Raw genomic sequence first — 16,323 nt, forward strand, 5'->3', positions numbered from 1 at the left:
CGGCAATGGATTCGCGACTGCTTTGGTTGGCGCTGGGGGCTTTTGCCGGCAGCGTCGAAAGCGCACTGGTGGTCGCCGTGATGCCGGCCGTGGCCGCCGAAACGGGCGTCAGCATCTCGCAGGCCGGCCTGCTGGTGTTTGTCTATTCGATTGCCTACGGCTTTGGTACGCCGCTGTTCTCCACACTGTTCGGCGGCATCCATCGCCGGCGGGTGGTGGCGGGCGCCGAGTTTGCCTTTGGCATCGGGGCGATCCTGCTCGGGCTGTTGCCCGGCTTCTTTGCGCTGCTGCTGGCGCGCACGGTGCTGGCCTGCGGCGCCGGGCTCTTTACCTCAACGGCCCAGTCGACGGCGGTGGCGCTGGCGGCGCCGGGCAAGCGTGGACGGGCCCTTTCCACCGTGGTCTCGGGCGGCACCATCGCGGTTGCCTTTGGCGCCCCGGCGGCGGCGCTCATTGCCCAGCATGTGGGCTGGCGCCCGACCTATATCGGGCTCGGCCTCATCGGGGTGACGGCGGCGGCGATCATGTGGTGGCGGCTGCCACGCAACATGCTGGGCGACCGCAAGTCCTTGCGCGAACGGCTGTCGGTGGTCCGCACCCCGGGCGTGCCGATGGCGCTGCTCACCTCGGCTTTGGCGACCCTTGCCATGTTCATGCTGATGATCTTCCTGGCGCCGGTCACCAATGCCGGGCTGGGGCTCGGCAGCGGCGCCATGCCGGCGGTGCTGTTTGCCTTCGGCCTGGGGGCGCTGGTCGGCAACCAGCTGGCCGGCCGGCTATGCGACAAGCTCGGTCCGCGGCGGACGGTGACGCTGCTGCTCCAGGTGGCGCTGGTGCTGCTCGCCATGCTGCCACTGGTGGCGCTGGTGCCGCTGGAGTTCCGGCAGACTGCCTTCCTCGCCTACGTCGCCTGTTTCGGAGCGCTGTCGTGGGGCATGTTTCCGGCGCAATTGCTGCGACTGGCGATCATCGCGCCGGACGCCGTGCCGCTGGCGGCGGCGCTCAACCTGACGGCGGGCAATGTCGGCGGCGCCGTCGCGGCGCTGCTGGGCGGCTTCGCCTTTGAGGCCGCCGGACTGGTCGGTGTCGGGATCGGTGGTGCGACTGCAGCGCTACTGGCGCTGCTGTCGATCTGGCTGGTGCGCGACCCGCAGCCCGAGCCCGTACAGGTCAACTGATCAGACGCGCTTGCCCTTGGGGCTGAGGGCCCAGGCGACGACAAGGGCCAGCACGGCAAAGGTCGCGGGCAGCACGGCCAGCCATTGCTCGCCGGCCACCAGGACGGCGGTGCCGGCCCACATGATCGAGCTCAGCGCTTCGGAAATGGTGGCGGCACGCGAGGCCACCTGACGGCGGCGGAACATGGCGCGGCGCATCGGCACGCGGAACCACAGCTGGATGGCGGTGGCGGATCCGGCCGAGACGGCAACGAACAGCGCGGTGATCCAGGCCAGTTCCCACGAGGCGATGGCGATCAGTCCGAGAATGGGCAGAAAGACCACGCCGATGGCGCAGAGCACCGCCTCGATCTTGGCGATCAGCACGGCGCCGGGCCTGATCGGTGCGGTGACCACGAGGTCATGTGCGTCCTCGCCGGAAATGGCGAGCCAGGCGAGGCCGCCGGCCAGCTGCCCGGCGGCCATCACCACCACCGGAATGACCACCACATAGGTGCCGGCGCTCTGGCCGTAGGACACCCAGAGGAAGAGGGCAGGCGGCAGCAGATAGAGGATCTGCATCAGCGTCTGGCTCAGCAGCCAGGGGTCGCGGCGCAGCAACCGCCATTCCTTGACGCGCAGCGCGTGCCGCTGCGACGATTTCCGGAACGGCCTGGCGGCGCGTTGCTGAACGCGGGTCTGCGATACGCCGGCCGCGGCGATGGCATATTTGGCAAAGCTGCTTGAGGTCGTGGCAATGACAAGTCCGAGGGCGCCCAGACCGATCACGGCCATCACTGCCAGCGCACCCAGATCGCCCATTGCAGCGCGTGCCGGCAGCCACAGCAGGCTGTCGAGGGCAGGGGCGGCAGCGACGAATTCGGGCGACTGCAGCACCGAGAAGCGGTTCATGCTGCCAAAGCTGAGGATCGCCATGGCCTGGATGCCGATGATGAAGCCGGCGCCGACGATGCCGGCGATGATCTGGGAAATCAGCCGGGTCCGCTTGGGGCCGGCAAAGCGGAAGAGGCCGATGGTCAGCAGTACCGACAGCGCGGTCGACAGCGCACCGAGCGCTGCCAGCACGCCATAGGCAGCAAGCCATTGCGGGCCCTCATAGGCGGCGATGACATTGATCAGCGGGCTGGCCAGCAGGCAGGCGAGCAGCATGCTGGTGAGCGCCACCGCTGCGGTGCGAACGGCAAACAGGCGGCGCGACGAGGCCGGCGAGGAGAGGATCAGGTCGAGATCGGAGCGGGCGTAATAGGCGCGGGTCACCAATTCCATGGTCTGGCTCAGCATCACCGTCCAGAACAGCAGCCCGGAGCTCGTGAGCATCACCAGCGCTGGCTTGTCGAGGGCGATGCCGTCCTTGATCCAGGGCCCGAGCAGCACATTGGCAAGCCAGTGCAGACCCGCCGCGAAGGCGAGCAGGAACAGGGCGAGGACAATGCCGCGGGTCTTGCGGCCACCGGTCGACATGGCGACGATATCGCGCCAGGCGAGGCGCAGTTCGTGCTGCGCCATCCAGGGAAGCGAACCGGCAGTGCTCATGCGGCGAATTCCGCCGATGCTTCTTCGGCCACGAGGTCGAGGAAGATCTCCTCGAGCGTGGTGTTGCCGCGGCCGACGCGGGCGCGCAGTTCGCCCAGCGTGCCTTCGGCAATCAGCCGGCCGCCGGCCAGCACGCCGATGCGTTCGGCCATGCGCTCGGCGACTTCGAGAATGTGGGTGGTCATGATGACGGTGACACCTTGCGCCACCTTCTGCTTGAGCACGTCCTTGACCTGCCGGGCCGAGCCGGCGTCCAGACCGGTCAGCGGCTCGTCGAGGATGATCAGGCGCGGGTCGTGCACCAGGGCGCCGGCGAGCGCCACCTTCTGCAGCATGCCCTTGGAGAAGCCGCCGCAGCGCTCGTTGGCATGCGGGCCGAGCCCGAGCCAGCCGATCAGGTCATGGGCGCGCGCTTCAGCGACAGACGCGTCGATCTCCCAGAGGCCGGCGACGAATTCGAGATATTCCAGCGGCGTCAGCCGGTCATAGACCATGGGCTCATCCGACACCCAGGCGACGATGCTCTTGGCGGCGACGGGATCGCGGCGGCTGTCGATGCCGGCGATGAAAATGCTGCCGGCCTCGGGCTGCAGAAGACCGGCGACCATGCGCAGGATGGTGGTCTTGCCGGCGCCGTTGGGGCCGAGCAGGGCATAGAACTCGCCCTGCCGGACCTTGAGGTCGAGGTCGTTGACGACCGGGCGGTCGAAGCTCTTGCGCAACCCGGAAATATCGAGGGCGAGGTCGGTCATCGCGGCAGGTCCCTGGGGTCGGATAGCCTGCACACTAGTTTCCAAGCCTTAGTCGCGCGTAAATCGACGCGGTTAAGAAATTGCGTGGAACCGGCGCGCGAACCGCACGTTGAGACGCCTCGAACAACGATGATGGCAGCCATCAGCCCAGCGGCCGACAGGAGGCCATCATCGGACGAGCCGGGGGGCAACAGAACTCCTCGGCACTTGATCCGGGCGGCCGCAAGGCCGCCCTTTCGCGTTCCGGCTAGAGGCCGGCGCGGTCGATGATGACCCTTGGGCACTGCGCGTCATTGGCGTTCTGCGGCCGGGCCTGATGGATCAGCTCGCCCAGATCGCTGCGCAGGTTGACCTCGCCATAGAGCTGGAACTGCAACTCGGTCAGCACCACCCGGCTGCCATCCTGTTCCTGCTTGCACTGGATGCGCACGCGGGCGCCGGCGCCCTTGCCATAGGCTTCGTCCACGGCCGCGCGGATCTGCGCCGGGGTGACGGCGTGATTGATGTTGTCGCGCATGAAATCGACCAGCGACGACGTGTTGAGATCCTGCATCAGCCACAGCGACTCCGCAAAATAGCTCTCCATGTCCTCCTCGTAGCAGGTGCCGTGGACGATCCACTCGTGCCGGTCGAGGAAGGATGCGGTGCCGGGCATGACCCGGTCGAGTTCGGCGCGCGTCTCCGGCGTCAGGCGCACTTCGGGCAGCAGCCGCCAGGTGCTGGGCCGGTCGATGTCGATGGTGGCCTGGCCGACATCGCAGTACTCGCGGCCGCGGGGCTGCGGCCAGAGGCCATGCAGCGCAAAATGGCTGGCATCGAAGCGGTCCTCGCCCTGGTCGAGGCACTCGACCTTGTCGAGCTGGGTCTCGCAAAAGCCCGGCTGCCAGCTGGCGGCCAGCATGTAGAGCCCGGGGCCGGCCTGCGGCTGGAATTCGTCACTGTCGTCGGATGCGGGGGCGCTGGCCGTGTCCGTGGCCGGCGAGGCCTCGCTGCAGCTCACATCGACCCAGCGTTCGCGCGGCGAGGCGCCGGGCACGAGCAGGCGATAGTGGGTGGGTGATTTGGCGCGATTGGCCTCGACAATGTCGTAGCTCTCGCCTGGCTCCAGCGCGATGTCGCCCGGATTGGTGCCGGACTTGATCGACTGCAGCGCCGGACAGGCGCGTGCCGCCAGAAAGGTGCCGTTGGCGGGCACCGCCGCGGCGGGGACTGCCAGCAGCGTTGCGCCAAGGCAGATCAGGACGGCCAGAATCTTCTGCATCGTGTCTCCCGTGGTTCGGCGCCGACCCTAGCGACGATCCGGCCGGGGTCAACCGCCGGCTCAGCGCTGCGTCACATAGCCATCGGGCACGCCGTCCGTCGACAGCACGAACTGCCAGACCTGCAGCACGCGGGCGCGGAAACCGCCGGCACAGCAGAGCAGGTAGTACTTCCACATGCGGAAGAAGCGTTCCTCCTCGGGCGTGCGGTCCTGTTTCCAGTTGCGCTCGAAATTGGCGTACCAGGCGCAGAGCGTGCGGTCGTAATGCGGGCCGATATTGTGCAAGTCGATGACCGTGAAGAGGCCGTCAATCGCCTTGCCGATCTGGGCGATGGAGGGGATGACGCCACCCGGGAAGATGTATTTCTCCAGCCAGGGCTCGATGCTCTCGGTACTGTGCTGGGCTCCGACGGTATGCATCATGAAGAGCCCGTTATCCTTGATCACCCGCCGCGCCGTCTCGAAGTAGATGCGGTGGTTCTTGTGCCCGACATGCTCGAACATGCCCATCGAGACGACGTGGTCGGCCGTGCCCTCGAACTGGCGGTAGTCCTTGACCTGGAACTCTACCGGCAACTCCCTGTAGCGCTCGCGCCCATAAGCGGCCTGGTCGGGCGAAACGGTGACGCCGACGCAGCGGGCGCCGTATTTTTCTGCGGCAAAGCCCATGAAGGCGCCCCAGCCGCAGCCGATATCCCAGACCAGCTGGCCCGGCTGTAGGCCGATCTTGCGGCAGACCAGGTCGAGCTTGGCCTCCTGCGCGGCGTCGACCGTGTCGACCCCCTCGGGCCAGTAGCCGCACGAGCCCGTCATGCGCTTGTCGAGCGACGCCTTGTAGGCCTCGGTCTGGCTGTAGTGCATGGCGGCGACGCGCCTCGAGCGGTTGATGTCCTGCATGTTGAACAGCCGCGCCTGGGCATATTGCCAGAGCAGCTGCGGATTGAGCCTGAGCTGTTCGGGGGCCTTCGAGCGCAGGATGCGGTTGAAGAACTCCGGCATGTCGGCCACGTCCCACCAGCCGTCCATGTAGGCTTCGCCGAGCCCCAGGCTGCCCTGCGTCAGCAGGCGGTCCCAGAAGCGCTCATCATGGATCTGCAGGTCCCAGGGATTGGGGCCGTTCGGGACGATACCCACTGCCGCCAGATGCGGCAGGAGCTGAGATTTGAACTGGTTGGCCATAGTCGCGCGATGCTCAGGATGGGGGTCGAGAGGCGGTAGGCCTCGTGAGCAGAGCAATTTTGCGGGGCGATTTCAAGCGCCTCGCAGCGCGGTTGAGCGGGAGGGGCGAACCCCTCCCGCCCGGGTTCAGAGCGTGATGCGGTAGACGCCGAAGCCGGCCTCGCTGGTGTCGCCCGTCGCCTCGATCTTGACCGCGGTGACATCGGCCAGATGCTCGGCGGCCTTGGGGCCGGTTTCGAACAGCACGGTGCCGCCGATCGGCGCCAGCGACCAGTTGCTGTCGGCAGCCGGCTGGATGGTCTTCCGGTCGACGATGTAGCGCACGATGATGTCGCGGTTGGTATCGGGACCCTTGAACACCACCTTGTCCGGGCCGATGCCGGGGAAGTTGCCGCCGCCGCCGGCGCGGTAGTTGTTGGTGCAGACGACGAATTTCTGCGCCGGGTCGATCGGCTTGCCGTCAAACATCAGGTCGACGATGCGGCTGGCGTCCGGGTTGGGCTCGGACTTGCCGTCGGCGGCAAAGCGCGATGGCTGGGTGATGTCGATCTTGTAGGTGACCCCGTCGATGACGTCGAAATTGTAGGACGGAAAATCGGGGTTGATGAGAGCGGCATCGGTGGCGCCGGCCTCCACCTGGTTGAAGATGCCGGCCGAGCGTTCGAGCCAGTTCTTGACGTCGGCGCCGGTGATCACCACCACCTGAATGGTGTTGGGATAGAGGTAGAGATCGGCGACGTTCTTGATCGCCACCGGGCCCACCGGCACGTCGGTATAGTAGTCCGGGCCGCCGCGGCCACCGGCCTTGAACGGGGCGGCTGCCGACAGGATCGGCAGGCCGTCCCAGTCGGTGCCCTTCTGCATCTGCTCAATGTACCATTTCTGGGCGATATTGACGATCTGCACCGACGGATCGTCGGCAACGAGGGCGAAATACGAGTGCAGCGGCGCTGCCGTTTCGCCCACGGCGCGGCGGACATAGGCCAACGTCTCGTCGTGGTCGTCCTGCGCCGCGGCGAGGACGGCGGGTTCGCTTTCGACGATCGGCTTCACCTTGCCCTCGACGCGCTCATAAATCGGGCGCGCCTCCGACGTGTGCGAGACAACGGACCACTTGCCGTCGTCGGCCTTTTCCAGCAGCAGGTCGATCAGGCCCATGTGCGAGCCCCAGAAACCGGCCATCACGGCGGGCTTGCCGGCCAGCGTGCCCTTTTCGGTGTCGGCGCCCTCGACGCCTTCGAAGTCCTTGGCGTTGGGGAACACGAGGTGCTGGTGGCCGGTGAGGACGACGTCGATGCCGTCCACGGCAGCCAGCTGCAGCGAGGCATTCTCGGCGCCGGGACCCTGGTCGGCCGCAATGCCGGAATGCGACAGCGCGACGATCAGTTCGGCGCCTTCGGCCTGCATCCTGGGCACATAGGCCCTGGCGGTCTCGACGATGTCACGGGTGTTGACCTTGCCGGCGAGGTGGCTGGCGTCCCAGGTCATGATCTGCGGCGGCAGGAAGCCGATGAAGCCCAGCTTGATGGTGTGGGTCTTGCCCGCGCCATCGGTCAGCTGCTTTTCGACGATGCGGTAGGGCGGCAGGTAGGTGTCGTCCATCAGCGGGTCGGCGGCGAGTTCGCCCTTGACCAGGTTGGCCGAGACCACCGGGAAGCTGGCGCCGGCGAGGGCGGCATCGAGGAAGTCGAGGCCGTAGTTGAACTCGTGGTTGCCCAGCGTGCCGACTTCGTAGCCGAGTGTGTTCATGGCGGCGATAATCGGATGTGGCTCGTCGGCGAGGCCCTTCTCGTAGGCGATGTAGTCGCCCATCGGGTTGCCCTGGATGACATCGCCATTGTCGACCAGAATCGAATTGCCGGCCTCGGCGCGGATCGAGTCGATGATCGCGGCGGTGCGGGCGAGGCCGAGCGTGTCGTTCGGCGCATCGGCGTAATAGTCGTAGGGGAACACCGCGACGTGCAGGTCGGTGGTCTCCATGATGCGCAGGTGCGCCTGGCCGGCCGCCGCGAGCGCGGCGAACGGGTGCAGCACGACCATGGCGCCGGCGGTGGCGGAGCCCGCGAGGAAGGCACGGCGGGAAATGCCATTATTGAGGTTCATCAGTTTCTCCCTGTCGAATTCGAATTCGCTCTGTCGCTGTGGAACGACAACACCGGAAATCCGGTTATGGTGCGCAGGACGAGGGCGTTACTTGCCGCGTCAGGGTGACGCTGCGATGACTGCGGCACGGCGACTATGAAATTATTGGACCAGATGGTCAAATGCGCGATATGGCGGGCCGGACAAGCGGTCTGGCCGCCTGGCGTCAGGGAGACAAGCAGATGAAATGGCGGGGTCGCGAGCGCAGCTCGAATATCGAGGATCGGCGCGGCCAGGGTGGCGGATTCCGCCGGACCGGCGGGCTCGGCAATCTTGGCGGCATCCGCATCCCGTCGGGCGGACGCTCGGGTGGTGGCCTCGGGCTGGTCGGCATTGTGGTGGTGCTGGGCATCATCTGGTTTGCCACCGGGCAGAACCCCATCGACGTCCTCACCGGCGGCATGTCGGGCTCATCGACGACGACGAGCAGCCAGTGGTCACCGCCGGCCTCCAGTGCCAGCCAGGATGAGCTTGGCCAGTTTGTCGGCGTGGTGGTCAAGGAAACGGAAAACCTCTGGGAAGAGGTGTTCGCGCAGAACGGCTCGACCTACCAGCCCCCCAGCGTGGTGCTGTTTACCGATACGACACAGTCGGGCTGCGGCGTGGCCCAGACGTCGAGCGGCCCGTTCTACTGTCCCAACGACAAGAAGGTCTATATCGACCTCGCCTTCTACGATCAGTTGCGCCAGCAGTTCGGCGCGCCCGGCGACTTTGCGCAGGCCTATGTCATCGCGCACGAGATCGGCCATGCCGTGCAGGACCAGACCGGTGTGCTGCCGGAGTTCAACCGCCTGCGCGGCACCATGAGCCAGGAACAGCAGAACGCCTATTCGGTGCGAGTCGAGCTGCAGGCCGATTGCTATGCCGGCGTCTGGGCCAATTACGCGGACAAGGAAAATCTGCTGGAACAGGGCGATGCCCAGGAAGCCATCAACGCCGCCAACCAGATCGGTGACGATACGCTGACGCGCGGGCAGGTGAGCTCACGCAATTTCACCCACGGCACCAGCCAGCAGCGCATGACATGGTTCAAGCGCGGCATGCAAAGCGGCGACGTGGGGCAATGCGACACTTTCAATTCGTCGATCTGATGGGTTAGGGGAGGGGCGACCAGGAGTTGCCATGTCCCTCATCCCCGATAGCATCAAGCCACATATCCGGCGTTTTGGATTGTCCGGCGTGCTGGCGGTCACCGTCGTCGTCGTCATGCTGGCGGGGATCAACCCGATCACCCTGATTTCGGGACAGGTCTCGCCACCGCCGCCGCCGACGTCGATCACCGGCGTGCCGCCGGCCAGCGCCGATGCCGAGGCCCTTGCCGCCTATCCGCCGGTCGTCGGTGCCGAAGCCGCACTGATGTGGCGCCGGGCCTTCCGGCAGACGGCGCTGGAATATCCCGATATCGCCATCACGACGGTGGCCGACCGCGCGGCGTTCGGCTGCGGTCTTTCGGGCAAGGATGTCACCACTTTCTACTGTCCCGAGGAACAGACGGTCTATGTCGACCTCGATGCCTATGCGCGGCTGCGGCAGGCGTTTCCGCTCGGCGCCGACTATGCCGAGGCACTGCTGGTGGCCGAGGCCTATGGCGCGCATGTGCAGCAGGCGCTCGGATCGCTCGACCGGCTTGTGGCGGCGCGAGCCGCGGCCGACGGGACGGCCGAAGTGCTCGAAAAGCGCGTCGACATGCAGGCTGCCTGCTATGGCGCGATGTGGACCAAAACCGCCGGCATCGAGCCCCTCTACGACAATGCCGCCGTCGTCGCGGCGCTCGACCAGGTCAACCGCAACCGCGCCGCGATCATCGGCCTGCCGGCAGAGAAGCTGATCCCCGAACTCGTCACCCCGGCCAGCGCCGCCGGGCGCAAGACCTGGTACGACGTGGGCTACGCCATCCCGGCGGGCGGCAATTGCGGGCTCGACAAGATCGAGGCCGCAGGCGACCTTTAAGGCCCGGATTTGACTGCGGTCCCAGCCCGCCGAGGTAAAATGATCCCGCGCATCCTGCATTTCACCTGGAAGTCGCAGGCTTTGCCGCGCGTCATGCAGGCCTATTACGATGCCTGGGTGCGATTGCATCCGGGCTGGGACATTCGCCTCTGGACCGACGAGACGATGCGGGACTTCGTCGCCGAGGCCTATCCCGACCTGCTGCCGACCTATGACGGCTATCCCAGGATGATCCAGCGGGCCGATGCGTTTCGTTATCTGGTGCTGGGCAGGCTCGGCGGCGTCTATGCCGATCTCGACGTCGAGCCGTTCCAGAACATCGACCCGCTGCTGTCACTCGACTGCTTCGTCGGGGTCGAGCCGCTCGAACATATCGGCACCGATCGTATCCACCAGGGCGTGCCGATCCTCCTGAGCAATGCCTTCATGGGGTCGGTGCCCGGTCATGGCATGTGGCGCGAAGTCTGCCGCCTGCTGCCGGACCTGGCACATCTGGAAACCTTCTATTCCACCGGCCCGTCCATGGTCACCGCTGTTGCGCTGCGCCTGCCCAGGGCGGAACGGCCGGCACTGCTGCTGCCGGAAGTGTGGTCGCCGCGGCTGTCGAACGGGCTGCGGACAAAGAGCGACGCCCGGCTTCGTGCGCTGCTGCCTGACGTCGGCCGCGTGGTCGGTGCTGAAAGCGGCACTCTGGTCTCGCACATGTGGCACACCACCTGGGTGCCCTGGCACAAGCGAAACAGCCCGCTTTCGGTGCTGTTCCAGTGGCCGACAACCCTCAAGTGGTGGTGGCGGAAACGCCGTTATCCAGAGCTCGCGGCTACCGTTATTCCCGATCCTGCTACACCCTATTTCGACCAGCATCTCGAACCGCCGACCGAGTGGCCACGCGTCCACATCGCCCTGCACCTGCGCGATGGCGCGCTGTCGCCTGATCTGGCCGCTGCGCTGCGCGGCCTGAGCTATCCGCGCCAGCGGCTGAGCGTCGCAATCCATGTGGCGCGCGATGCGGCCGGCGCTGCCGGATCTGCCGACGACTGGAGCCGGCAGCTGGGCCTGCCGGTCGAGATCAGGCGCCTCCGCCATACCGGTACGGCAGCCCTTTCCGAGTGCCTTGACGTGTCATCGACCGATGCTGCCTACCTGCTGCTCATCGATGGCAGCGTGCGGAGCATTCCTGCCGATGCCATCGCGCAGATGCTGGCCGCGCGTCGGCCGGTTGCAGTCGCCAATTGCGTCGACGCTGCCGGAGCCAACGCCGACAGCGGCGTCTTCCGCTACCGCTATGGCGGCAAGTTCCAGGTTCTCTACAAGGACGGCGGTACCGAGGGACCGGTGCGGCGCGACCCCGGCCACCGCAGCTATCTGGGCGAGCAGACGGCGTTCAACATCCTGCCGCTCGATGGCACGGGCGAGAGCTTCGTACTGGTCCGCCGCGACGTTCTGGAGGCCGGCATCGGCTTTGCCGATGGGCCCTATAAATTGCATCAGGGCGGCGAAGCTTTTGCTATCATGGCGCGTGACCGGGGATATGAGGTTGCGGGCCTGCCGGGTGTCGCAGTCGTGCGGCAGACCTGAGACGGCTCCGGACTCACCCCGTCGGGCAGGGGATGCAGAATGACGCCGCTGGCAGAGTATTTCGAGGATGACGGGCAGTTCCCCAACAGTCGGCTGCCGCTGCTGATCTATCTCGATGTGGTGCCGCAGCCCTCGCCGGAGGCGATGGAACGGCTGTTCGAGACAAATGGCTGGCCGCCGGCCTGGCGGTCGAGCGTGTTCACCTACCACCACTACCACTCGCGCTCGCATGAGTGCCTGGGCGTCGCCTCAGGCAGCGCCACCCTGCAGTTCGGCGGGCCGCACGGACGCGCCTTCAAGGTCGCGGCAGGCGATGTGGTGGTCATTCCGGCCGGCGTGGCGCACCAGCGCGTCACTTCGAGCAGCGACTTCCTCGTGGTCGGCTGCTATCCGCCCGGTCAGGAGAGCTGGGACCTGCTCAAGGGCGAAGCCGGCGAGCGGCCGCAGGCTGATGCCAACATTGCCGGTGTCAGCCTGCCGTGGACCGATCCGGTCACCGGCGATGGCGCACTTCTGCAACTCTGGCGGAAAATGAGCTAGGCGGAGGAACCATCCGGCCGCCTTGCCAGCGGCCCGAAAGCGACTCGAAACCACCCGCAGAAGACCCCGGTTTTTTCCGCTATCGGACGCAATCGGCCAGCAGCCTGTTCACACGGCCTTCACGGCGACGTGGGCCGTCGGCAGCGGATCGATCCGTTGCCGCAGCAAACCCCACATGGAGGGATTAATCCCATGACCAGGACCATCACAACCGTCGTTGCAGCATCCATTCTGGCCCTCGGCCTCTCCGGCACCGGCGCCCTGGCGCAGGATGCCATGAGCACCGCGCCCGACCTGACGTCGATCGATGCGGACCAGAGCGGCGACGTGTCGTTCGCCGAAGCCCAGATCGCCTGGCCCGACATCACCACCGAGGCGTTCGCCGCCGCCGATGCCGATGGCAGCGGGGCACTGTCGCAGGACGAGTTCGACGCCTATGTCGCCAGCCTCCCGGCGGCGCAATAAGCCGGCCCGACATGCCGAAAGGGCCGTCCCTCGGGGCGGCCCTTTTTTCTATCTGCTGCCGATGATCGCCGCGTAGTCGCGTTCGCCGTGGAAGATATTGGTGATCACGACCGCATCGTTCTCAACGATATAGGCGATGATAGCGCGTCGCTCGAAGTCCACGAACCGCAATCCGGGGACGATGGCATCGCGCGGTGTGCCACCCATCGGTACGTGGCCAATCCGTTCGCAGCGCGCCTCGATGCGCCCGACATAGGCGAGGGCGAGGTCGATGCTGCCGGTTTCGGCAAAGACGTGGGTGAGGATGTCGTCGAGATCATCGAGGGCCGCGTCGGCATAGACGACAGCCAGTTCTCGCATGCTAGGCGGGACGTTTGCCGGCGGCGTTTTGCACAAGTTCGGCGGCGCGCGCCTCAAGGTGGCGACGCACATCTTGCGAAGCATGCCGCCGAGGATCGGCGATGGAGGCCTCGACGCGCTTGCGGATGGAGGTCAGGTGCGCGTCGCGCTCCGTACTCTCCATCGGAAGCAGGTCCATCGCCGCTTCGAGCGCAGAGGTGGCGTCCGGATAGCGGCCATCCGCCACCAGGTCACGAATGCGCCGGGCCAGTTCGTCACTGATGGTGATGGTCGTACTCATCGGTCGCTCCTTGCACCGAACATACGCCCAACCATCAATCCCGACAATTATGCGCCGGCCTTGACCATTTCGGGCTTGGGATCGAGGCCCTTCTGGCTGCGTACCTGGTTGAGAAACCGGGTGAAGAGATAGTGGCTATCCTGCGGACCGGGCGAGGCTTCCGGATGGTACTGCACCGAAAAGATCGGCTTGCCGTCGACCGACAGGCCGGCATTGGAGCCGTCGAACAGCGAGATGTGGGTCTGGGTCACGCCGGCCGGCAGGCTTTCGGTGTCTACGGCAAAGCCATGGTTCATCGAGGTGATCTCGACCTTGCCGGTGGTCAGGTCCTTGACCGGATGATTGGCGCCGTGATGGCCCTGATGCATCTTGCTGGTCTTGCCGCCGACGGCGAGGCCGAGCAGCTGGTGGCCGAGGCAGATGCCGAACATCGGCTTGCCAGTCTCCATCAGCGCCTTGATCGTCGGCACCGCGTATTTTCCGGTCGCCGCCGGATCGCCGGGGCCGTTGGAGAGGAAAATGCCGTCGGGATTGTGCGCCATGATGTCCTTGGCGGTCGCCGTAGCCGGCACCACCGTCACCCGGGCGCCCTGATCGGCGAGGCAGCGCAGAATGTTGCGCTTGGCGCCATAGTCGACCGCAACAATGTGGAACTCGGGGTTCTCGAGCGTGGCATAGCCCTGGTCCCACTTCCAGGTCTGCTGGTCCCAGTGGTAGGTCTGGGCGGTGGTGACTTCCTGCGCCAGGTCGAGGCCTTCGAGGCCCGGGAAGGCGTTGAGCTCGGAGGTGATCGAGGGCTCGTGGAAATAGCCGTCCGGGGCATGGGCGATGACGCCATTGGGCATGCCCGACTCGCGGATGCGCGCCGTCAGGGCCCGGGTGTCGATGCCGGTGATGCCGATGATGTTGCGCTTTTTCAGCCAGGCATCGAGCTTTTCCACCGAACGGTAGTTCGAGGGATTGGTGATATCGGCGCGCAGCACGCAGCCGCGCACGCCCGACAGCGCGGCCATGTTGACCGTCTCGATATCCTCGTCGTTGGTGCCGACATTGCCGATATGGGGGAAGGTGAAGGTGATGATCTGCCCGGCATAGGAGGGGTCGGTGAGGATCTCCTGGTAGCCGGTCATGGCGGTGTTGAAACACACCTCGCCGGCCGCATGGCCGACCGCGCCGATGCCGCGGCCTTCGAGTCGCGTCCCGTCCGCGAGGAGCAGGAGGGCGGTCGCAGGCGTCTGTTGCCAGCCAGTCATGGCGGGGTCTCCAAGGTTCAGCGCAATCGGTTAAGGGCTCTCCCTAGAAGAGAGCACCCGCAAGCGCAAGTGGCCAAGAGGGTTCACCGTGCTATATGGGAGCGTTGCGGGGCTTCGCAATGGGGGACACATGCCACATCCGATCGGGCGCGAAGTGGGTGCCATCTTCGTGCCGGTGAGCGATATCGAGCGCTCGCGCGACTGGTACTGCACCCTGCTGGGCCTCGCGGAGCCACCGGAGGTGCATTTCGGGCACCTCTGCGTCGTGCCGATGCGCGATGGCAGCGGGCTGGTTCTCGATGCCAAGGGCTTCGGCGGGCCCCATGACCGCAAGCCGGCGTTTCACTTCAATACCGATGACATCCCGGCGGCCTTTGCCTACATGCAGCAGATGGGCGTCGAGCTGGTGGGTGAAATCACCGATGGCGTCTTCTTCAACTTCAAGGACCCGGACGGCAATCTGCTCATGATTGCAAATGTGCCGCCGGCCGCCAGAGCCCAGGAGCCTATCGATGCGTGACGCCATCAGCGATGCCTACAAGACGGCCTTCAAATCGGGCGACAAGCGCCGCACGGCGACGCTGCGCGCGGTCATTGCCGCTATCAAGGACAAGGACATCGAGGCGCGCGGGCAGGGCAAGGACGCGCTGACCGATGCCGACATCCTGCCGCTGCTGCAAAAGATGGTGAAGCAGCGCGAAGAAAGCCTCGGCATCTACACCGAGGCCAAGCGCGAGGATCTGGCGGCGGTCGAGCGCGAGGAAATCGCCATTCTCAGCGATTTCCTGCCCAAGGGGCTGAGCGAGGCCGAACTGCAGAAGGCCATTGAGGACGCCATCGCCAAGACCGGCGCCGCAGGCGGCAAGGACATGGGCAAGGTCATCGCCTCGCTGAAGGCCGACTATCCGGGGCGTATCGACTTCGGCAAGGCCTCGGGCAAGGTGAAGGCCGCGCTGGGCTAGGGGCCTGCCGCGGCGTCGGGCAGGTCGATCCAGCTCTGCAGCGATTGCAGCATCATCGGCACGGTCGCCGCGTCTTCGGCTTCCACGGCGAGTTCCCACAACCGGTGCACGCCGGTGGTGAGCGCGATGCGGCAGCGATCCAGCGCCTTGCCGGTATGCGACTCGTAGGCGGCGATGATCCGCTGTGTCAGGTCGGGCGAGATCATGCTGGAATAGAGAAACTCGCGATGCAGCGCCGCAAAGCCTGAATCGGCGAAATCGAAGAGCCCGTTGAGCGTCCCCGTGGCGTGATCGAAGGCCATGTTCCAGCCATGGCCGTCGAAATAGCCAAAGATCGAGCCATAGGGATCGGGCGGCAGCACGGACCATTCGGCCAGCGCCTTCGTGGCATAGCTCCGCTGCGTCTCGTCGAGCAGCGGCCAGATGCGGCGTTCGATCTCGTCCGGCGCCAGCCAGGGCTCCAGCGCCAGCGCTCCGGCCGCCTCGAAGCGGGCGGCGGGGATGGCGTGCAACTGCGCATAGAACTGCCCCATGGCCTCGCCCAGGGCCTGCCGGCGATCTTCGGCAAGCGCCGCATAGTTGGCGGCCAGCAGGTGCTCGCCGGGGATTTTCTCATGACACGACATCAGCGGCGGGCCGTCGAAAAGGGTCAGCCGGGGGACCGGCGTGTCGACCGCACCCGCCAGGATGGCGAGCACCTCGGCCTCGCGCCGCAGGCGGTGTTCGGCGGCGGCATGGCGCGGAAACTTGAACACCAGCCGGTCGTCGACATCGACGGCAATGCTGTCCCAGCCGGCGGTGAGCAAGGTGAAACGGGATGTCGCCAGTTCGGGCACACGCCCGATGACGATCTCGCGGAAGTCCTCGACGCTGGTGGGCAGGCTGTTCAT

17 protein-coding genes are annotated in these 16,323 nt (G+C 66.2%); 8 read left to right on the top strand and 9 right to left on the bottom strand.

Going from position 1 to position 16,323, the window contains the following annotated elements; genetic code table 11:
- The first annotated feature begins 5 nt into the window (after positions 1-5).
- Entirely contained in the window at positions 6-1,178 is a 1,173-nt protein-coding gene (locus AC0L4C_RS11415) for an MFS transporter (protein WP_473399697.1), read from the top strand.
- Here AC0L4C_RS11415 and AC0L4C_RS11420 read toward each other — a convergent pair whose 3' ends face one another.
- From AC0L4C_RS11420 to AC0L4C_RS11440, 5 genes are all read right to left on the bottom strand, one after another.
- Positions 1,179-2,711, bottom strand: a complete 1,533-nt coding sequence (locus AC0L4C_RS11420) for a permease (RefSeq protein ID WP_473399698.1) — start codon at positions 2,709-2,711, stop codon at positions 1,179-1,181.
- Complete coding sequence (locus AC0L4C_RS11425; RefSeq protein ID WP_473399699.1) at positions 2,708-3,463, bottom strand: ABC transporter ATP-binding protein; 756 nt, start codon at positions 3,461-3,463, stop codon at positions 2,708-2,710. Before AC0L4C_RS11425 ends, AC0L4C_RS11420 begins: the two co-directional genes overlap by 4 nt.
- A gap of 247 nt (positions 3,464-3,710) precedes the next feature.
- Positions 3,711-4,724, bottom strand: a complete 1,014-nt coding sequence (locus AC0L4C_RS11430) for a ribonuclease T2 family protein (RefSeq protein ID WP_473399700.1) — start codon at positions 4,722-4,724, stop codon at positions 3,711-3,713.
- 60 nt (positions 4,725-4,784) lie between these two features.
- Positions 4,785-5,903 (bottom strand): cyclopropane fatty acyl phospholipid synthase, encoded by a 1,119-nt coding sequence (gene cfa / locus AC0L4C_RS11435; RefSeq protein ID WP_473399703.1) that lies wholly within the window; start codon positions 5,901-5,903, stop codon positions 4,785-4,787.
- Between the two features lie 126 nt (positions 5,904-6,029).
- Positions 6,030-8,006 carry a bifunctional 2',3'-cyclic-nucleotide 2'-phosphodiesterase/3'-nucleotidase gene (locus AC0L4C_RS11440; RefSeq protein WP_473399704.1) on the bottom strand — a complete coding sequence of 659 codons (1,977 nt, stop codon included), beginning with the start codon at positions 8,004-8,006 and terminating at the stop codon, positions 6,030-6,032.
- A 221-nt stretch (positions 8,007-8,227) separates the two neighbouring features.
- Between AC0L4C_RS11440 and ypfJ the strand changes: the two genes are divergently transcribed.
- The 5 genes from ypfJ to AC0L4C_RS11465 all read left to right on the top strand — a co-directional run bounded on the left by ypfJ (position 8,228) and on the right by AC0L4C_RS11465 (position 12,578).
- Positions 8,228-9,136, top strand: a complete 909-nt coding sequence (ypfJ, locus tag AC0L4C_RS11445; RefSeq protein WP_473399705.1) for a KPN_02809 family neutral zinc metallopeptidase — start codon at positions 8,228-8,230, stop codon at positions 9,134-9,136.
- Between the two features lie 31 nt (positions 9,137-9,167).
- Positions 9,168-9,995, top strand: a complete 828-nt coding sequence (locus AC0L4C_RS11450; protein ID WP_473399706.1) for a neutral zinc metallopeptidase — start codon at positions 9,168-9,170, stop codon at positions 9,993-9,995.
- Positions 9,996-10,034: 39 nt separating this feature from the next.
- On the top strand, positions 10,035-11,573 hold the full coding sequence (locus tag AC0L4C_RS11455; RefSeq protein WP_473399707.1) for a glycosyltransferase family 32 protein: 1,539 nt from the start codon (positions 10,035-10,037) through the stop codon (positions 11,571-11,573).
- 39 nt (positions 11,574-11,612) lie between these two features.
- Entirely contained in the window at positions 11,613-12,113 is a 501-nt protein-coding gene (locus tag AC0L4C_RS11460; RefSeq protein WP_473399708.1) for a cupin domain-containing protein, read from the top strand.
- Positions 12,114-12,305: 192 nt separating this feature from the next.
- Positions 12,306-12,578 (top strand): hypothetical protein, encoded by a 273-nt coding sequence (locus tag AC0L4C_RS11465; RefSeq protein WP_473399709.1) that lies wholly within the window; start codon positions 12,306-12,308, stop codon positions 12,576-12,578.
- Positions 12,579-12,626: 48 nt separating this feature from the next.
- Here the strand turns inward: AC0L4C_RS11465 and AC0L4C_RS11470 are convergent, their stop codons facing one another.
- The 3 genes from AC0L4C_RS11470 to carA are packed head-to-tail and all read right to left on the bottom strand — an operon-like array spanning position 12,627 to position 14,471.
- Complete coding sequence (locus AC0L4C_RS11470) at positions 12,627-12,938, bottom strand: type II toxin-antitoxin system RelE/ParE family toxin (protein WP_473399710.1); 312 nt, start codon at positions 12,936-12,938, stop codon at positions 12,627-12,629.
- 1 nt (position 12,939) lies between these two features.
- A complete protein-coding gene (locus AC0L4C_RS11475; protein WP_473399711.1) occupies positions 12,940-13,218 on the bottom strand; it encodes a ribbon-helix-helix domain-containing protein in 279 nt (92 codons plus the stop codon).
- A gap of 47 nt (positions 13,219-13,265) precedes the next feature.
- Positions 13,266-14,471 carry a glutamine-hydrolyzing carbamoyl-phosphate synthase small subunit gene (gene carA, locus AC0L4C_RS11480; protein WP_473399712.1) on the bottom strand — a complete coding sequence of 402 codons (1,206 nt, stop codon included), beginning with the start codon at positions 14,469-14,471 and terminating at the stop codon, positions 13,266-13,268.
- A gap of 130 nt (positions 14,472-14,601) precedes the next feature.
- Here carA and AC0L4C_RS11485 point away from each other — a divergent pair, with 130 nt between their 5' ends.
- Both AC0L4C_RS11485 and AC0L4C_RS11490 read left to right on the top strand, forming a co-directional pair.
- Complete coding sequence (locus AC0L4C_RS11485; RefSeq protein ID WP_473399714.1) at positions 14,602-14,991, top strand: VOC family protein; 390 nt, start codon at positions 14,602-14,604, stop codon at positions 14,989-14,991.
- Positions 14,984-15,433, top strand: a complete 450-nt coding sequence (locus AC0L4C_RS11490; protein ID WP_473399715.1) for a GatB/YqeY domain-containing protein — start codon at positions 14,984-14,986, stop codon at positions 15,431-15,433. The genes AC0L4C_RS11485 and AC0L4C_RS11490 overlap by 8 nt, the downstream gene beginning before the upstream one ends.
- On the opposite strand, the gene AC0L4C_RS11495 is transcribed toward AC0L4C_RS11490, so the two are convergent.
- Positions 15,430-16,323: a phosphotransferase family protein gene (locus tag AC0L4C_RS11495; protein WP_473399716.1), complete on the bottom strand. Its 894-nt coding sequence runs from the start codon at positions 16,321-16,323 to the stop codon at positions 15,430-15,432. The two genes, AC0L4C_RS11490 and AC0L4C_RS11495, sit on opposite strands and share 4 nt — an antisense overlap.

Source organism: Devosia sp. J20-27 (assembly GCF_055808595.1).

Coding starts and splice junctions, on each gene's coding strand:
- AC0L4C_RS11415 (WP_473399697.1), top strand. CDS start 6: ATGGATTCGCGACTGCTTTGGTTGGCGCTGGGGGCTTTTGCCGGCAGC.
- AC0L4C_RS11420 (WP_473399698.1), bottom strand. CDS start 2,711: ATGAGCACTGCCGGTTCGCTTCCCTGGATGGCGCAGCACGAACTGCGC.
- AC0L4C_RS11425 (WP_473399699.1), bottom strand. CDS start 3,463: ATGACCGACCTCGCCCTCGATATTTCCGGGTTGCGCAAGAGCTTCGAC.
- AC0L4C_RS11430 (WP_473399700.1), bottom strand. CDS start 4,724: ATGCAGAAGATTCTGGCCGTCCTGATCTGCCTTGGCGCAACGCTGCTG.
- cfa (WP_473399703.1), bottom strand. CDS start 5,903: ATGGCCAACCAGTTCAAATCTCAGCTCCTGCCGCATCTGGCGGCAGTG.
- AC0L4C_RS11440 (WP_473399704.1), bottom strand. CDS start 8,006: ATGAACCTCAATAATGGCATTTCCCGCCGTGCCTTCCTCGCGGGCTCC.
- ypfJ (WP_473399705.1), top strand. CDS start 8,228: ATGAAATGGCGGGGTCGCGAGCGCAGCTCGAATATCGAGGATCGGCGC.
- AC0L4C_RS11450 (WP_473399706.1), top strand. CDS start 9,168: ATGTCCCTCATCCCCGATAGCATCAAGCCACATATCCGGCGTTTTGGA.
- AC0L4C_RS11455 (WP_473399707.1), top strand. CDS start 10,035: ATGATCCCGCGCATCCTGCATTTCACCTGGAAGTCGCAGGCTTTGCCG.
- AC0L4C_RS11460 (WP_473399708.1), top strand. CDS start 11,613: ATGACGCCGCTGGCAGAGTATTTCGAGGATGACGGGCAGTTCCCCAAC.
- AC0L4C_RS11465 (WP_473399709.1), top strand. CDS start 12,306: ATGACCAGGACCATCACAACCGTCGTTGCAGCATCCATTCTGGCCCTC.
- AC0L4C_RS11470 (WP_473399710.1), bottom strand. CDS start 12,938: ATGCGAGAACTGGCTGTCGTCTATGCCGACGCGGCCCTCGATGATCTC.
- AC0L4C_RS11475 (WP_473399711.1), bottom strand. CDS start 13,218: ATGAGTACGACCATCACCATCAGTGACGAACTGGCCCGGCGCATTCGT.
- carA (WP_473399712.1), bottom strand. CDS start 14,471: ATGACTGGCTGGCAACAGACGCCTGCGACCGCCCTCCTGCTCCTCGCG.
- AC0L4C_RS11485 (WP_473399714.1), top strand. CDS start 14,602: ATGCCACATCCGATCGGGCGCGAAGTGGGTGCCATCTTCGTGCCGGTG.
- AC0L4C_RS11490 (WP_473399715.1), top strand. CDS start 14,984: ATGCGTGACGCCATCAGCGATGCCTACAAGACGGCCTTCAAATCGGGC.
- AC0L4C_RS11495 (WP_473399716.1), bottom strand. CDS start 16,323: ATGAACAGCCTGCCCACCAGCGTCGAGGACTTCCGCGAGATCGTCATC.